14 protein-coding genes and 1 tRNA gene are annotated in these 15,809 nt (G+C 46.0%); 1 reads left to right on the top strand and 14 read right to left on the bottom strand.

Annotation, left to right across the window (positions count from 1 at the left end; translation table 11 throughout):
• The 12 genes from tuf to secE all read right to left on the bottom strand — a co-directional run.
• On the bottom strand, nucleotides 1-140 hold a 140-nt coding region (gene tuf, locus HY877_07790; protein MBI5300173.1), incomplete at its 3' end, for an elongation factor Tu.
• Nucleotides 141-239: 99 nt separating this feature from the next.
• On the bottom strand, nucleotides 240-2,327 hold the full coding sequence (gene fusA / locus HY877_07795) for an elongation factor G (GenBank protein ID MBI5300174.1): 2,088 nt from the start codon (nucleotides 2,325-2,327) through the stop codon (nucleotides 240-242).
• A gap of 18 nt (nucleotides 2,328-2,345) precedes the next feature.
• Nucleotides 2,346-2,819: a 30S ribosomal protein S7 gene (gene rpsG / locus HY877_07800; protein ID MBI5300175.1), complete on the bottom strand. Its 474-nt coding sequence runs from the start codon at nucleotides 2,817-2,819 to the stop codon at nucleotides 2,346-2,348.
• Nucleotides 2,820-2,912: 93 nt separating this feature from the next.
• Nucleotides 2,913-3,284 carry a 30S ribosomal protein S12 gene (locus HY877_07805; GenBank protein ID MBI5300176.1) on the bottom strand — a complete coding sequence of 124 codons (372 nt, stop codon included), beginning with the start codon at nucleotides 3,282-3,284 and terminating at the stop codon, nucleotides 2,913-2,915.
• A 174-nt stretch (nucleotides 3,285-3,458) separates the two neighbouring features.
• A complete protein-coding gene (gene rpoC, locus HY877_07810; GenBank protein MBI5300177.1) occupies nucleotides 3,459-7,562 on the bottom strand; it encodes a DNA-directed RNA polymerase subunit beta' in 4,104 nt (1,367 codons plus the stop codon).
• Between the two features lie 54 nt (nucleotides 7,563-7,616).
• Nucleotides 7,617-11,735, bottom strand: coding sequence for a DNA-directed RNA polymerase subunit beta (gene rpoB / locus HY877_07815; GenBank protein MBI5300178.1), 4,119 nt, complete (start codon nucleotides 11,733-11,735; stop codon nucleotides 7,617-7,619).
• A gap of 110 nt (nucleotides 11,736-11,845) precedes the next feature.
• On the bottom strand, nucleotides 11,846-12,220 hold the full coding sequence (gene rplL / locus HY877_07820) for a 50S ribosomal protein L7/L12 (GenBank protein MBI5300179.1): 375 nt from the start codon (nucleotides 12,218-12,220) through the stop codon (nucleotides 11,846-11,848).
• 136 nt (nucleotides 12,221-12,356) lie between these two features.
• Complete coding sequence (gene rplJ / locus HY877_07825; GenBank protein MBI5300180.1) at nucleotides 12,357-12,872, bottom strand: 50S ribosomal protein L10; 516 nt, start codon at nucleotides 12,870-12,872, stop codon at nucleotides 12,357-12,359.
• A gap of 143 nt (nucleotides 12,873-13,015) precedes the next feature.
• Nucleotides 13,016-13,708 (bottom strand): 50S ribosomal protein L1, encoded by a 693-nt coding sequence (locus tag HY877_07830; GenBank protein MBI5300181.1) that lies wholly within the window; start codon nucleotides 13,706-13,708, stop codon nucleotides 13,016-13,018.
• Nucleotides 13,709-13,789: 81 nt separating this feature from the next.
• Complete coding sequence (rplK, locus tag HY877_07835) at nucleotides 13,790-14,212, bottom strand: 50S ribosomal protein L11 (GenBank protein ID MBI5300182.1); 423 nt, start codon at nucleotides 14,210-14,212, stop codon at nucleotides 13,790-13,792.
• 46 nt (nucleotides 14,213-14,258) lie between these two features.
• Nucleotides 14,259-14,792 (bottom strand): transcription termination/antitermination protein NusG, encoded by a 534-nt coding sequence (gene nusG, locus HY877_07840; protein MBI5300183.1) that lies wholly within the window; start codon nucleotides 14,790-14,792, stop codon nucleotides 14,259-14,261.
• 21 nt (nucleotides 14,793-14,813) lie between these two features.
• Nucleotides 14,814-15,185: a preprotein translocase subunit SecE gene (gene secE, locus HY877_07845; protein MBI5300184.1), complete on the bottom strand. Its 372-nt coding sequence runs from the start codon at nucleotides 15,183-15,185 to the stop codon at nucleotides 14,814-14,816.
• A gap of 118 nt (nucleotides 15,186-15,303) precedes the next feature.
• Between secE and HY877_07850 the strand changes: the two genes are divergently transcribed.
• Nucleotides 15,304-15,376: transfer RNA gene (locus tag HY877_07850), tRNA-Trp, on the top strand.
• A gap of 85 nt (nucleotides 15,377-15,461) precedes the next feature.
• Here HY877_07850 and rpmG read toward each other — a convergent pair.
• Both rpmG and HY877_07860 read right to left on the bottom strand, forming a co-directional pair.
• Nucleotides 15,462-15,614 (bottom strand): 50S ribosomal protein L33, encoded by a 153-nt coding sequence (gene rpmG, locus HY877_07855; protein MBI5300185.1) that lies wholly within the window; start codon nucleotides 15,612-15,614, stop codon nucleotides 15,462-15,464.
• A gap of 79 nt (nucleotides 15,615-15,693) precedes the next feature.
• Nucleotides 15,694-15,809: hypothetical protein (locus HY877_07860; protein MBI5300186.1), on the bottom strand; the 116-nt coding region annotated here is incomplete at its 5' end.

Genomic DNA, 15,809 nt, shown 5'->3' on the forward strand with positions numbered 1-15,809 from the left:
TACGCCACAAAACTCGCCTGTCCTTTTGTTGACAAATACTTCGTGATTGCCGCGGTCAGTGTTGTCTTACCATGATCCACGTGTCCGATTGTCCCTACGTTCACGTGTGGTTTCGTCCTCTCAAATTTTGCTTTGCTCATATTCCCTCCTGGGTAGGACCACGGACAATGGACTATTGACCATGGACCAAAGACTTCGTTTTATTGTATGTCCATGGTCCCTTGTCCATGGTCCTCTTCTCACGCTCCCTGTGATTTTTTAATAATTTCTTCTGTTACATTTTTTGGTGCGATTTCATAACACGCAAACTGCATTGTGTAATTCGCTCTTCCTTGTGTTAACGACCGTAAATCCGTTGCGAAACCAAACATATTTGCGAGCGGTATTTCTGCTCCTATAACTTGAGAACCGGAACGAATTTCGCTTTTGCTAATACGACCTCGTCTAGAATTCAAGTCCCCAGTTACAGTTCCTACAAATTCTTCGGGTGTCACCACCTCAACCGACATAATCGGTTCAAGTAAACAGGCACCCGCATTTTTTGCTCCATCTCTTAAAGCCATGGAAGCGGCAATCTTGAAAGCCATTTCGGAGGAATCAACTTCGTGGAAAGAGCCGTCAAAAAGTGTGACTCTTAAATCCAAGAGTGGAAAACCCGCCAAAGCACCACGATCCAGAGATTCTTCAACCCCTTTGCGAACCGAAGAGATAAATTCTTTAGGAATGGCACCTCCGGCAATCTTGTCAACGAATTCGAACCCTTTGCCCCGTTCTAGAGGTTCTAAGCGAAGCCAGACATGTCCATATTGACCACGCCCTCCACTTTGACGGATATATTTTCCTTCAATTTCCGTATTCTTAGTGATTGTTTCTTTATAGGCTACTTGAGGTTTTCCTACATTGGCGGCCACTTTAAATTCACGGAGTAATCGATCCACAATAATCTCTAGATGGAGTTCACCCATTCCAGAGAGGATCGTTTGCCCCGTTTCGTGATCTACCTTGACTCTAAAAGAAGGGTCTTCCAATGCCAATCTCGCCAAGGATTCGCCTAATTTTTCTTCATCAACCTTGGATTTTGGTTCAACAGCCACCGAAATAACTGGATCCGGAAATTGAATGGATTCCAAAAGAATTTGTTTATCTTCAGCGCAAAGGGTATCTCCCGTGGTTGTATATTTTAGGCCAACTGCCGCGGCGATATCTCCTGCGGCCACCTCTTTAATTTCTTCCCGTTTATTGGCATGCATTCTTAAAAGACGTCCAATACGTTCTCTCTTTCCTTTGCTCGCATTGGTTACATAAGAACCCGAAGCCATTTTGCCGGAATAAACTCTGAAGAAAGTCAACTGTCCGACAAAAGAATCTGTCATGATTTTGAAAGCCAAGCCAGCAAACGGTCCTGCAGGATTTGCTTCTCTTGTCAATTTTTTATCGGGATTATCCGGAGAGGTTCCTTCAATAGGCGGGAGATCCAGCGGAGAAGGGAGCAGATCCACAATCGCATCAAGTAATGGCTGAACACCTTTGTTCTTGAATGCGGCCCCACAAAAAACGGGGGTAATTCTCATGGAGAGGGTTGCTTGTCTTGCCGCTTTTTTAAATTCCTCGTCAGTTAATGCTTTACCTTCGAGATATTTATGTAGGAGCGTATCATCACCCTCTACCACCGCTTCAATCAACTTTTCACGATACGCTTTTGCCTCTTCTTTATATTCCTCGGGGATATCGACAACCTCAAACTTAGAACCCATCGACTCTTCCTCATAGCGGATTCCCTTCATTGTCCAGAGATCAATAACTCCCTGAAACTGGTCTTCCTTTCCCCACGGAAGTTGGAAGGGAATCGGATTCGCTTTAAGACGGTCTACCATCATGTCAACGCACATAAAAAAATTGGCTCCGGTGCGATCCATCTTATTAATGAAAGCTATTTTGGGAACATGATAATGGTTGGCTTGACGCCACACTGTTTCGGACTGGGGTTCAACACCTGCTACCGAATCGAAAATACCGACAGCACCATCAAGCACCCTGAGACTCCGCTCCACTTCAATCGTAAAATCGACGTGACCCGGAGTATCGATAATGTTGATTCGGGTCCCTTTCCAAAAACAGGTTGTAGCGGCGGCGGTAATCGTAATTCCCCGCTCCTGCTCCTGTTCCATCCAGTCCATGACGGCAGTGCCTTCATGAACTTCTCCGATCTTGTAAGTAATGCCGGTATAAAAAAGAATTCGCTCAGTACAGGTGGTTTTGCCCGCGTCAATATGGGCAATAATACCTATGTTTCGCGTCTCTCTTAAATTTTCAACGGAACGACTCATATTGTCAAAGAGCAACCATTACCAACGGTAATGAGAAAAAGCACGATTAGCCTCCGCCATTTTATGTGTATCTTCCTTCTTCTTCATGGCGGCGCCTCTGTTTTCCGATGCTTCCATAATTTCAACGGCCAATCTTTCAGACATTGTTTTCTCACCACGGCTTCTGCAAGCATCCACCAACCACTTCAAACCGAGCGAGAGTTTTCTTTCAGGTCTCACTTCAACCGGAACCTGATAGTTGGCACCACCAACACGACGAGAGCGAACTTCCATGACCGGTTTGATATTTTCCATGGCCTTTTTGAATAATTCCAAAGGCTCTTGTCCCTTTTTCTGTTTCACAATTTCAAAGGCTTCATAAACAATCGTCTGGGCTTTTTTCTTTTGTCCCTGCCACATCAAACGATTGATCAGTTTGGAAATGATTTTATCGTGAAACTTCAAATCCGCTTCAATATCTCTTTTTAATGAAACACGTTTTTTTCTTGGCATAAATTAGTTCTTGGTTCTTGGTTCTTGGTTCTTGGTTCTTGGTTCTTGGTTTTTGGTACTAAGAACCAAGTACCAAGAACTAAGAACCACTCCCTACTTCGGTTTTTTTGCTCCGTATTTGGAACGACTCTGTTTTCTGTTTTCAACACCGAGGGTATCTAATGTTCCACGCACAATGTGATAACGAACCCCGGGCAAATCTTTCACTCGGCCTCCGCGTACTAAAACAACGGAGTGCTCTTGCAAGTTATGCCCTTCTCCCGGAATGTAACCGGTTACTTCGAGAGCATTGCTCAAACGGATACGAGCGACTTTACGAAGAGCCGAGTTTGGTTTTTTGGGAGTGGTTGTATAAACACGAACGCAAACGCCACGGCGTTGCGGACAACATTGCAAAGCCGGTGCCGTTGTGCGGAATCGCACTTTTTGTCTTCCCAACCGAACCAGTTGATTAATTGTTGGCATATCTATTTATAGGGGCTCACGTCGCCCCCTCCACCGGCAAAGCCATTGGAGCCTCCCCCTCTCGCTCGCTCTGCTCGCTAATTAAACTTTTAAATACAAACACTTATAACAAATCATCCAAACTATTGCCAAAAGTGGCGGGACCGTAACAAAAACACCAATGGCCGTCAAGACTTAACCCGCAATACTTTGCAAATCGAGGTCTCTCGATTCAATGGCGGATCCACTGGCCTGCTCTTCCACCTCGACAACTTCATCTTGGTAACGTTTCAAACCGGTACCGGCTGGAATCGGACGACCCATAATCACGTTTTCTTTCAAACCTTTGAGATGATCGACGCGTCCTGAAACCGCGGCTTCCGTAAGAACCTTGGTGGTCTCTTGGAAGGAGGCGGCTGAAACAAAACTGTCAGTCGACAAAGAGGCTTTTGTAATACCCAAGAGTAAAGCTTCCGCTGTTGCGGGCGTTCCACCTTTGGCCCGGATTTTTTCATTCGCCTCTTCAAATTCCCATTTTTCCACATGTTCATCAGCCAACCATTCGCTATCTCCCGCTTCAATGATGCGAACACGTTTCAACATTTGCCGCACAATCACTTCGATATGTTTATCGTTAATTTTCACGCCTTGCAGACGATACACTTCCTGCGTTTCATCGACCAGATATTTGGCCAACGCTTTTTCACCCATAACTTTGAGAATATCGTGCGGGTTGCTCGAACCATCCATTAAAGCTTCGCCGGCCCGGACATAATCCCCTGCGTGCACGGCAATATGTTTTCCTTTTGGAATTAAATATTCCATTGCCTCTCCCACTTCGGGGGTCACAACAACCTTTCGTTTTCCCTTAGTGTCTTTTCCGAAAGAAACGGTTCCATCAATTTCGCTGATGACGGCATATTCTTTTGGTTTTCTTGCTTCGAATAATTCAGCCACACGCGGCAAACCTCCGGTGATGTCTTTTGTCTTCGTTGTTTCGCGCGGCATCTTGGCAAGCGCATCTCCGGCCTTCACCTCTTCCCCGTTTCCAATGGTGATAATGGCACCGACGGGCAACAGGTAGGTTGCTTCCTCTTTGCCATTTGATTCCTTCACAATAATTCTGGGACGCGCATCGGCACGTTTGGGGGCAGTCACCACTTTGGTAACGAGACCCGTCACTTCGTCAACTTGTTCGCGGAAAGAATTTCCCTCGGCCAAATCCTGATAGACAATGGTACCGGCAACTTCCGATAAAATCGGCGTTGCGTAAGGGTCCCATTCGGCAAGAAGGGTTCCGATTTTTACTTTGTCCCCCTTCTTCACTTTTAAAACAGCTCCGTAAATTAAACGATAACGTTCGCGCTCTCTTCCCTCTTCGTCGGCAATTGCAACTTCGGCATTGCGATTCATCACAATTAATTGTCCGTCTTTATTTACAATTGTTTTTTCATTATGGAAATGAATGGTTCCCGCGTGCCGGCACTCAAGGTTCGATTGTTCAACACGTCTGGAAGCAGTTCCACCGATATGAAAGGTTCTCATGGTAAGCTGAGTTCCGGGTTCCCCGATCGCTTGCGCGGCAATAACACCGACCGCTTCACCGATGGAGACAAGGTCTCCTCTTGCCAAATCACGTCCGTAACATTTTATGCAAAGACCCGTGCGACACCTGCAAGTTAACACGGAACGGATTTTAACTTTTTCCACTCCGGCGTCTTCGATTTTTTTCATTCCCTCTTCCGTCACTTCTTCCGCATCTTTAACCAAGACTTCTCCTGTAAAGGGATCAACAACGTCTTCCAACACCACGCGACCCAACACGCGATCTCCGAGACGTTCGATGACTTCTCCTCCTTCAATGAGGGCTTGTACTTCGAGTCCGTCAAGAGAGCCGCAGTCCAAACTGTTAATGACGCTATCTTGCGCCACATCAACCAAACGACGAGTTAGATAACCGGAGTTGGCGGTTTTCAATGCGGTGTCAGCCAAACCTTTTCTGGCTCCGTGTGTGGAAATAAAATATTGCAACACATTCAAACCTTCGCGGAAATTGGCGGTAATTGGAGTTTCAATAATTTCGCCGGAGGGTTTTGCCATCAAACCGCGCATACCGGCCAGCTGACGCATCTGCTGGGCAGAACCTCTGGCGCCGGAGTCGGCCATAATGAAGACTGGGTTGAAAGAAAGTTGTTCTTTCTTTTCTCCATTGTGTCCGATCACCACTTCGTGTTCGAGACCATCCATCATTTTTTCAGCGATTCCTTCAGTAGCCTGCGCCCAGATATCAACCACCTTGTTATATTTTTCGCCCGCGGTGATGAGACCTTCTGTGTATTGTTCTTCGACCTCACGCACTTCAACATAGGCTTTGTCTAGAAGTTTTTGTTTGTCGGCGGGAATCAACATGTCGTCCAGACAAATCGAGATGCCGGCCTTGGTGGAATATTTAAATCCAAGACTTCGAAGTCCATCGGCCAGCAAGACGGTTTCTTTGTCTCTGCAGAGGCGATAACATTGGTCAATCAAATCGGCGATGGCTTTTTTATCCATGACCTTGTTGATCGTTTCAAAACCGATAACGGCAGGCATCACTTCATTAAGAAGAACACGGCCGGTTGTTGTTTCGAAAATTTTTCCGCCGATACGGCAACGGATTTTGGCCTGAAGATCCACAACGCCTGCATCAAAAGCAATGCGCACTTCTTCGGGAGAGGCAAAAAGTTTTCCCTCGCCCTTCGCGAACATGCGCTCACGCGTCATGTAATAGAGACCCAAAACCATGTCCTGTGTGGGAACGATAATCGGCTTTCCACTGGCGGGAGACAAAATATTATTGGTTGACATCATCAACACACGCGCTTCGACTTGAGCTTCCACCGAGAGCGGAACGTGAACGGCCATCTGATCTCCGTCAAAGTCGGCGTTGAAGGCAGTGCAAACGAGCGGATGCAATTGAATGGCTTTTCCTTCAATTAAGATTGGTTCAAAAGCCTGAATACCCAGACGGTGCAAAGTTGGCGCACGGTTGAGCAGGACGGGATGTTCTTTGATTAACTCGTCCAGACAATCCCAAACTTCCGGAACTTCCGCTTCCACAAGACGTTTTGCACTTTTGATCGTTGTTGCCAAACCGCGTTCTTCCAATTTCTGGTAAACAAAAGGTTTGAACATTTCGAGTGCCATTGTTTTTGGCAAACCACATTGATGCAATTTCAATTCAGGACCCACCACGATGACGGAACGACCCGAATAATCGACACGTTTTCCGAGCAAGTTCTGACGGAAACGTCCCTGCTTTCCTTTGAGCATATCGGACAGGGAACGAAGCGGGCGTTTGTTGGAACCGACAAACGGTCGTGCACGGCGGCCGTTGTCAAACAACGCATCAACTGATTCCTGAAGCATGCGCTTTTCATTGCGGATGATGATGTCGGGAGCGTTTAATTCCATCAAACGTTTCAAACGATTGTTTCGGTTGATCACGCGGCGGTATAAATCATTCAAATCGGAAGTGGCAAAACGGCCTCCGTCAAGAGGAACCAAAGGACGCAAATCAGGAGGCAATACCGGAACCACTTCGAGCATCATCCATTCAGGATGGTTTGCCGATTCGCGAAACTGCTCCACCAATTTCAAACGTTTTGCCAATTTTTTGCTGATCGCAACGGATTTTGTTTTCTTCAGGTCGCGGCGCAATTTTTTGGAGAGTTCATCAATATCAACTTTTTTGAGCATATCCCGAATCACCTCGCCGCCCATTCCAACGGTGAAGGTGTGACCAAATTCCACGAGAGATTTCTGGTAACGGTCTTCCGAAAGGATTTCTCTTTCAACAAGAGTGGTATTACACGGATCAATGACCATGTAGGCTTCGCAATACAAAACTCTTTCCAATTCTTTGAGACTGATATCGAGCATCAAACCGATACGGGATGGAAGACTTTTCAAAAACCAGATATGAGCCACCGGCGTTGCCAAAGTGATGTGCCCCATTCTTTCTCTGCGAACTTTGGATTGAATCACTTCCACACCGCATTTTTCGCAGACGATGCCACGGTGTTTCATGCGTTTATATTTTCCGCAGTTACATTCGTAATCTTTGACAGGACCAAAAATTTTGGCGCAGAACAAACCGTCGCGTTCCGGTTTGAATGTACGATAATTGATGGTCTCGGGTTTTTTTACCTCTCCATGAGACCAGCCTCTTATCTTTTCCGTGGAAGAAAGCCGGATTCGAATGCCTTCAAAACACAGAGGGTTTTTCGGTTTTTCAAAAAAATTATAAACGTCAACCATATTGAAATCCTTTCATTCAGGTCCATGGTCCCTAGTCCATGGTCCATAGTCTGTTTAATGTATCTGCCGTGCATCCTGCTGGGTCTCCATCAACTCTACATCGAGTCCCAAAGCCATTAATTCCTTAAGCAACACGTTGAATGATTCGGGGAGTCCCGGTTCCAGGATTTTTTCTCCCTTCACAATCGATTCATACATGCGCGTACGACCAATTACGTCGTCGGATTTGACGGTCAAAAATTCCTGCAAGCAGTAGGCGGCTCCATATGCTTGGAGCGCCCAGACTTCCATTTCTCCCAATCTCTGACCACCAAACTGTGCTTTTCCTCCGAGTGGTTGTTGTGTCACCAGAGAGTAAGGTCCGATGGAGCGCGCGTGAATCTTGTCGTCAACCAAATGATGGAGTTTCAAAATATACATGATCCCCACCGTGACAGGACTGTCGAACACTTCGCCTGTTTTTCCGTCGAAAAGAGTGACCTGACCTGAAAGATGAAGACCTGCTTCTTTGAGACAGCTTTTCACTTCTGTTTCCGTGGCACCGTCAAAAACGGGAGTCTGCATCGGTACGCCACGGCTTAATTTTTTGGCCAAGACTTGCAGTTGTTCTACGGTGGCCTTTTCCACAAAGTTGTCAACTTTGGGAGAATCGTAAATTTTCTTGAGTTGTTTTGCCAAGCCTTCACGATCCAAGGCGCCTTCCAAAAGACGGCCGATTTTTTCGCCAAGACCTCTAGCGGCCCAACCCAAATGAATTTCAAGAATTTGTCCCACGTTCATACGTGAAGGAACGCCCAAGGGATTCAACACAACATCCACGGGACGACCATCGACCATGTAGGGCATATCTTCAGCGGGAAGAATTCGGGAGATCACGCCTTTATTTCCGTGACGTCCGGCCATCTTGTCACCGACCGAGAGTTTACGTTTGATAGCAACATAAACTTTCACCAGTTTGATGACTCCCGGTGGCAATTCGTCTCCACTCTTGAGGCGGTTCATCTTTTGGTCGAACATCATGCGAACCATATCCACCTGCTCTTCAACACCTTCAATAATTTCCTGAACCTGCTCTTCCAGATTTTCATCATCCACCGAAATTTCAGCCCATTTTTCAAACGGGACTTTTTCAAGCCCGGCTTCGGTGATGTTTTTTCCTTTCGCCAGAAGAGTCACTTCACCTTCTTCGTCGGTTACTTTGGAGGTGGAAACTTTTCCAACAAGGATGTTTTTGATTTTTTTCTTGGCGGCATCACGTACTCTGCTGACTTCGCCATCCATCTCCTGATTGATCTTGATGCTTTCTTCATCCTGCATTTCCTTGGCGCGATTATCCAGATCGGTCCCTTCGCGTGAAAAAACCTGTGTGTTAATAACAATTCCCGAAACACCGGGAGGGACGTGCATTGAAGTATCTTTCACATCGCCGGCCTTTTCACCAAAGATGGCGCGAAGCAGTCTCTCTTCGGGAGAAAGTTGCGTCTCGCCTTTGGGTGTGATTTTTCCGACCAAAATATCGTCGGGTTTCACTTCGGCACCGATGCGAACAATACCCCCTTCATCAAGATTTTTGAGGGCTTCTTCGCCGACGTTGGGAATATCGCGGGTGATATCTTCTTTTCCAAGTTTGGTGTCGCGGGCGGCGCATTCAAATTCTTCAATATGAATGGAGGTGAAAACATCTTCCTTCACCAAACGTTCGTTGACCAAAATGGAATCTTCAAAATTGTAGCCGCCCCATGGCATGAAAGCCACGAGCACATTGGAGCCCAGCGCCAATTCCCCCTCTTCGGTGGCGGGGCCGTCCGAAATTACATCCCCTTTTCTGATTTTATCCCCTTTGGCTACAATGGGGCGCTGGTTGATGCAGGTGTTCTGATTAGAACGCTGGTATTTAATAAGGTTGTAAACATCGAGATCCGAGTTTTTGTCTTTGTCTGTTTTGTCAGACTGAATAACGATTCGATTTGCATCGCACTCCACAACGGTACCATCTCTTTTGGCAACGGTTGTCACACCGGAATCTCTTGCGACAATTGCCTCAATGCCGGTTCCCACAAGCGGGGCTTCGGTTTTCAAAAGAGGAACGGCTTGACGTTGCATGTTGGAACCCATCAAAGCACGGTTGGCGTCGTCGTGTTCCAGAAAGGGAATCAGAGCCGCGGCGATGGAAACCAGCTGTTGCGGAGAGACGTCCATCAGGGTGACTTCTTTCGCGAGACTCGTCACAAATTCGCCGTGACTGCGGCACGAAACAATGTCGGCTGAAAAACGGCCGTCTTTTGACACCGCCGCGTTGGCCTGCGCAATCAAATGTTTTGCCTCGTCCAGAGCGGAAGAATAATGAACCTCATCGGTCACATGGCCGTTCGTTACTTTGCGGTACGGTGTTTCAATAAATCCGTAATTGTTCACGCGGGCATACGTTGCCAATGAGGAAATCAACCCGATGTTTGGACCTTCGGGCGTTTCAATGGGGCAGATGCGGCCATAGTGCGTCGGATGAACGTCGCGAACTTCAAAACCCGCGCGCTCGCGAGTCAAACCACCGGGTCCCAGTGCTGAGAGGCGGCGTTTGTGGGTAATTTCGGCCAGCGGATTTGTCTGATCCATAAACTGGGACAACTGCGAAGAACCAAAAAATTCCTTGATCACGGCAGAAACCGGTTTGGAATTGATGAGATCATGCGGCATCAGGGTCTCAACATCTTGGAGACTCATTCTTTCCTTGATCGCGCGATCCATACGCACCAAACCCACACGATACTGATTTTCCAAAAGTTCGCCAACAGAACGGACACGACGATTTCCGAGATGATCGATATCGTCGATATCTCCTTCTCCGTCTTTGAGGCGCACCAGATATTTGACGGTCGCCAAAATATCTTCTTTGCGGAGCGTGGTGACTTCCAGCGGAATATCAAATCCAAATTTGTAATTGATCTTTAAACGACCGACTTTGGAAAGATCATAGCGTTCCGGATTGAAGAACAGATTTTCAAACAAAGCGAGCGCCGCTTCGGGTGTTGCAGGATCTCCCGGGCGAAGGCGTTTGTAAATTTCAGCCATCGACTCTTCGCAGGTTTTGACTTTGTCCACCAAAAGGGTGTTGCGGAGATAAGGACCGTAATTAATTTCATCAATGTAGAGAAGCGGCAGATCATTGATTTTACGATGGCGAATATCTTCGAGCACCTTCGCGGTCAGAACCTGATTCATTCCCAACATCACTTCGCCGGTGGCTTTATCAATAATGTCATGCGCCGCCACACGGCCAACGAGTTCTTCTTCCTCAATCGGAATGTGTTTGATTTTCCCTTTTTTCAATTTCTCAAGAAGCGGCAGTGTGAATTTGCGTCCTTTGCGTACAAGGACTTCTCCATCGGAACCTTTGATATCTTTGCTGGCTCTTTGATGGATCAACACCTCATGGACTGCATTCTTTGTATAGTGTTTGCCTTCATAGGAAACAATTTCGGTATAGTAAAAATAGTTGAGGATATCTTCTTCGGTGAAACCCAAAGCACGGAGCAAAACAGTTGCCGCGAATTTCCGACGACGGTCAATACGCACATGGACAATATCTTTGGCATCGAATTCAAAATCGAGCCACGCGCCGCGATACGGAATCATGCGGGCGGAAAATAGCAATTTACCGCTGGAGTGTGTTTTGCCTTTGTCGTGTTCAAAAAAGACTCCCGGAGAACGATGCAATTGGCTTACAACAACTCTCTCGGTTCCATTAACAATGAAGGTTCCATTTTCGGTCATCAGAGGAATTTCACCGAAATAAACTTCTTGTTCTTTCACGTCGCGGATTGCCTGAACCTTCGTCTCTTCGTCCAAACTAAAAACTACCAAGCGCACCAAAACACGGATAGGAGCGGCAAAAGTCATGCCACGTGTTCTGCATTCGGCAACATCGTATTTAGGCTTATCAAGTTGGTATTGGATAAACTCGAGAGAAGCCGTTTGGTTATAATCCTTGATCGGGAAAACACTTTTGAACACTCCTTGCAAACCGATATCAAGACGCTGATCAGGCGGAGTATCGGCTTGAAGAAAGTGCATGAAAGAATTTTTTTGAATCTGGATCAGATTGGGAATATCGACCACCTGCTTGAGCTTGGAAAAATCTTTACGAAAACGACGAATCGGAAATTGATTTGCCATGGATGCTCCTTAAAAACGGACCATGGACTAGGGACAAAGGACTAGGGACTTTAAAGAAAGTCTCTCGTCCAAGTCCATGGTCCATGGTCCATAGTCCTCGGTCCTGTTTATTATTTTAATTCTATCTTAGCGCCGGCGGCTTCAAGTTGTTTCTTGATTTTTGCCGCTTCTTCCTTGTTCACACCTTCTTTAACTGTCTTGGGGGCTCCTTCGACCAAATCTTTGGCCTCTTTCAATCCCAAGTTGGTAATGGCGCGAACTTCCTTGATAACACCGATTTTGTTGGCACCCGCTTCTTTCAGTACCACGGTAAATTCGGTTTGCTCTTCCGCGGCAGGGGCTCCTGCGCCACCGGCAACGCCGGCAACGGCAACGGGGGCCGCGGCGGAAACGCCGAAAGTCTCTTCGAGTTTCTTTACGAGCTCGGAGACTTCAATGAGACTCATTTTTTTGAGACTCTCAACAATTTGTTCTTGTGTTGACATACTTCCTCCTGTTTATAAGTACTTAGTTCTTATTAGTTCTTGGTTCTTAGTTCTTAGTTCTTGGTTCTTGGTTCTTGGTTCTTGGTTCTTGGTTTATGGTACTAAGAACTAAGAACCAAGAACTAAGTACTCAGAATTAACTTTTCCGTTTTCCTATGGCATCAACCGCAGTCACCAATCCTCTGGGCACCGCCGCCAATACCGACACAAGTTGTCTTGCTGGATTTTGCAGGCAACCGAGCAGTTTGGCATACAGTTCTTCTTTCGAGGGAAGCCCTGCCAAGGCCTTGATTTTTGCGAGCGTTAAAATTTCTCCATCTAAATAACCACCTTTGATGACCAACTTTTCGTGATCTTTTACAAAGTCGGTCAAAATTTTTGCCGGCGAAACGGGATCCGTTTCTGAAGAAATAATCGTCGTGGGTCCTTCAAAAAATTGATCAATTCCGCTGATTGCCGCCTCTTTCAATGCTTTCTTCACGAGACGATTTTTGGCTGTTTTGAGTTGAACCTTCTGACTGCGAAATTTCTTTCTGAGTTCTGTCACTTCAGAAACTTTAAGGCCTTTGTTATCTGCGAAAATAAGCGCCTTAGCCGCTTCAAAACGCTGTTTTAATCCTTCCACTTCTTTTGTTTTTTGATCGCGATTCATATGACTCCTCAAATCCTTCGGATTTGCTTCGCGGCCGGCTTAGCCGGCCTTGACTTTTGACTCCACAATTTCTGCGAAATTGTTTCGCGACCCAGCAAAGCTGGGTCTTGACATTTTTTTTGACTCCTGAAATTCTCCATTTGTCATTCTCCCTCGATGAATTCGTTTGGATCGAGCTTGATGCCGGGACCCATGGTTGACGAAATCGTAACCGAACGGAGATACGTTCCCTTTGCTGAGGAGGGCTTAACCTTCACGAGCGCATCCATCAGAACTTGAATATTTTCTTTTAATTTTGGAACAGGAAAAGATTTTTTGCCGACAATGGCGTGGACAATGCCTGCCTTGTCCAAACGATATTCTACTTTTCCGGCTTTCAATTCTTTGACGGCTCGAGCCACATCCATGGTTACGGTTCCCAATTTCGGATTGGGCATCAACCCTTTTGGTCCCAAAATTTTTCCCAATTTTCCAACCTGACCCATCATATCAGGAGTTGCTACCGTATTATCAAAATCGGCAAATCCTCCCTGAACTTTTTCAACCAAATCATCACCGCCCACAATATCGGCTCCGGCGGCAGTAGCTTCAGAGGCTTTCTCCCCTCTTGCAAAAACAGCCACGCGGACTTTTTTTCCAAGACCATTGGGAAGACCCACAGCGCCTCTTACATTTTGATCGGCCTGTTTGGGGTCAACACCAAGACGAATGGCGATATCAACGGATTCATCAAATTTAGCATTGGCCATTTTGGAGAGAATTTGAACGGCCTCTTCCAATGCGTAGCGCTTTGCCAAATCCACCCCTTCCAGACTTTTTTGATATCTTTTGGACATATTTTTGCTTTCTAATTTTTTATTTTTGCTTTTTATCTTTGCTTTTTGATTTTTGATTTTTACTTTTTGATTTTTGATTTTTTATTTTACTTCTATCCCCATACTGCGTGCGGTACCTGCAACGGTACGAATGGCACTTTCCAACGAATCACAATTTAAATCGGGCAATTTTTGTTTGGCAATTTCTTCGACTTGTTTTTTGGTTACCTTCCCCACCTTGTCTTTATTGGGAACGCCGGAACCCTTTTGTATGCCGGCGGCTTTTATTAGAAGGATCGATGCCGGCGGCGTCTTGGTAATAAAGGTGAAAGAACGATCTGCATAGACAGTCACCACAACCGGAATAATCAAACCGGCTTGCGATTGTGTTCTTGCATTAAATTGTTTGCAGAACTCCATGATGTTGACACCATGTTGACCCAGTGCTGGACCAACCGGAGGTGCTGGATTTGCGGCACCTGCAGGACATTGTAATTTAATTTGTGTAACGATTTTTTTTGCCATATATGGATCCTTCGCTTCGCTTAAGGTGACTTAAGCCGCAAGCGGCTTAAGTCACCTTCTCCACCTGTATGAAGTCCAGTTCGATGGGTGTAGAGCGGCCAAAAATACTAACCATCACACGCAAACGACCCTTGTCTTCGTTCACTTCATCAACAAGACCCAAAAAACTGGTGAAAGGGCCGCTTATTACGCGAATATTCTCCCCTTTGTCAAATGATACTTTTGGTTTCGGTTTTAAAGTTCCCTCTTCAATCTGCCCCAAAATCCTTCTGACCTCCTCATCCGGGACAACGGGGGGTTTTAAACTCCCTCCCACAAAACCCGTGATTCGAGGGGTTTCCTTAACCACATGCCATGTTTTGTCATTGAGCTCCATTTTAACGAGGATATAACCCGGGAAAAATTGCCGGCTTGTGGTTTTCTTAACCCCTTTTTTGACCTCCACCACATTTTCTTGAGGAACCAGAATCTCCTCAAAAAAATCGGCGACTTTCATCGATTTGACGCGTTCTTCCAGCGCCTGTTTCGCCTTTTGCTCGTAACCCGAGTAGGTATGCACAACGTACCAGTTTTTTGACATATTTCTTCCTTATTCCTTTTTTTAATACAAAAATTTTTCTGTTATCCACATCCAAACGGAATCAAAAAGCGTCACACAAAGCGCCGCAATGCCCAATAAAATGGAAACAACACCGGTTGAAACAAGAGTTTCTTTTCGATTGGGCCAAGTGACTTTACTCAATTCAACCAAAACGTCGGTTAAAAAATTGGTCGCCTTTTCAGAACGAACCAACCCGACAAAAAGAATAAAGCCAACGGCAATACCCGACAAATCGGCCGGGCTTAAAACCCAATCATAGACCCGCCATCCGATCCAGTCGTAAAGAGAACTAAAGGCTTCTCGAAATAAAAATCCAACCAGAACACCGCAAATCAGAAAACTTAAATTGACCCATTTTCTTAAATTAGGCATAGTCCCCTTTGTTCTTTCTAAACTGTCCGCTTGCGAGGCGTGATTTACTCACGCCGAGTAAGAGGGTTGTTAGGGGGAAGGAGCCCCGAAGGGGCGAGTCGTTCCCCCTAACTATAATAGGCCAGTAGCTCAATTGGTAGAGTACCGGTCTCCAAAACCGGGTGTTGCAGGTTCAAGTCCTGTCTGGCCTGCATTCAGAAGCAAAGAAACAAGAAACAGAGAAACAAGAGGCAAAGATTTTTCTATACTTCTTGCTTCTCTGCCTCTCTGCTTCTTTTATTTCGTCTCCTTATGTACAGTGTGTTTCCGGCATGTTGGGCAAAATTTCTTGAGCTCCAGACGGTCCGGTGTTGTGGTTTTATTCTTCGTTGTCGAATAATTCCTGTTCTTACACTCTGTGCATTCCATTTGAATAATTATTCTAGCCATATAAATCCTGTGTTCACGTGCTCATGTGTTTATGTGCTCATGTCAACAGGAACACATGAGCACATGAGCACAATTATTATTATTCCATGATCTCCGTTACGACTCCGGCTCCTACTGTCTTTCCACCTTCTCGGATCGCGAATCTTAATTCCTTCTCCATCGCTATCGGTGTGATTAATTCCACTGTCAGTGCCA

Source organism: Deltaproteobacteria bacterium, assembly GCA_016213065.1.
Classification (GTDB): Bacteria; UBA10199; UBA10199; order SPLOWO2-01-44-7; family SPLOWO2-01-44-7; genus JACRBV01.

Coding starts and splice junctions, on each gene's coding strand:
- fusA (MBI5300174.1), bottom strand. CDS start 2,327: ATGAGTCGTTCCGTTGAAAATTTAAGAGAGACGCGAAACATAGGTATT.
- rpsG (MBI5300175.1), bottom strand. CDS start 2,819: ATGCCAAGAAAAAAACGTGTTTCATTAAAAAGAGATATTGAAGCGGAT.
- HY877_07805 (MBI5300176.1), bottom strand. CDS start 3,284: ATGCCAACAATTAATCAACTGGTTCGGTTGGGAAGACAAAAAGTGCGA.
- rpoC (MBI5300177.1), bottom strand. CDS start 7,562: ATGGTTGACGTTTATAATTTTTTTGAAAAACCGAAAAACCCTCTGTGT.
- rpoB (MBI5300178.1), bottom strand. CDS start 11,735: ATGGCAAATCAATTTCCGATTCGTCGTTTTCGTAAAGATTTTTCCAAG.
- rplL (MBI5300179.1), bottom strand. CDS start 12,220: ATGTCAACACAAGAACAAATTGTTGAGAGTCTCAAAAAAATGAGTCTC.
- rplJ (MBI5300180.1), bottom strand. CDS start 12,872: ATGAATCGCGATCAAAAAACAAAAGAAGTGGAAGGATTAAAACAGCGT.
- HY877_07830 (MBI5300181.1), bottom strand. CDS start 13,708: ATGTCCAAAAGATATCAAAAAAGTCTGGAAGGGGTGGATTTGGCAAAG.
- rplK (MBI5300182.1), bottom strand. CDS start 14,212: ATGGCAAAAAAAATCGTTACACAAATTAAATTACAATGTCCTGCAGGT.
- nusG (MBI5300183.1), bottom strand. CDS start 14,792: ATGTCAAAAAACTGGTACGTTGTGCATACCTACTCGGGTTACGAGCAA.
- secE (MBI5300184.1), bottom strand. CDS start 15,185: ATGCCTAATTTAAGAAAATGGGTCAATTTAAGTTTTCTGATTTGCGGT.
- rpmG (MBI5300185.1), bottom strand. CDS start 15,614: ATGGCTAGAATAATTATTCAAATGGAATGCACAGAGTGTAAGAACAGG.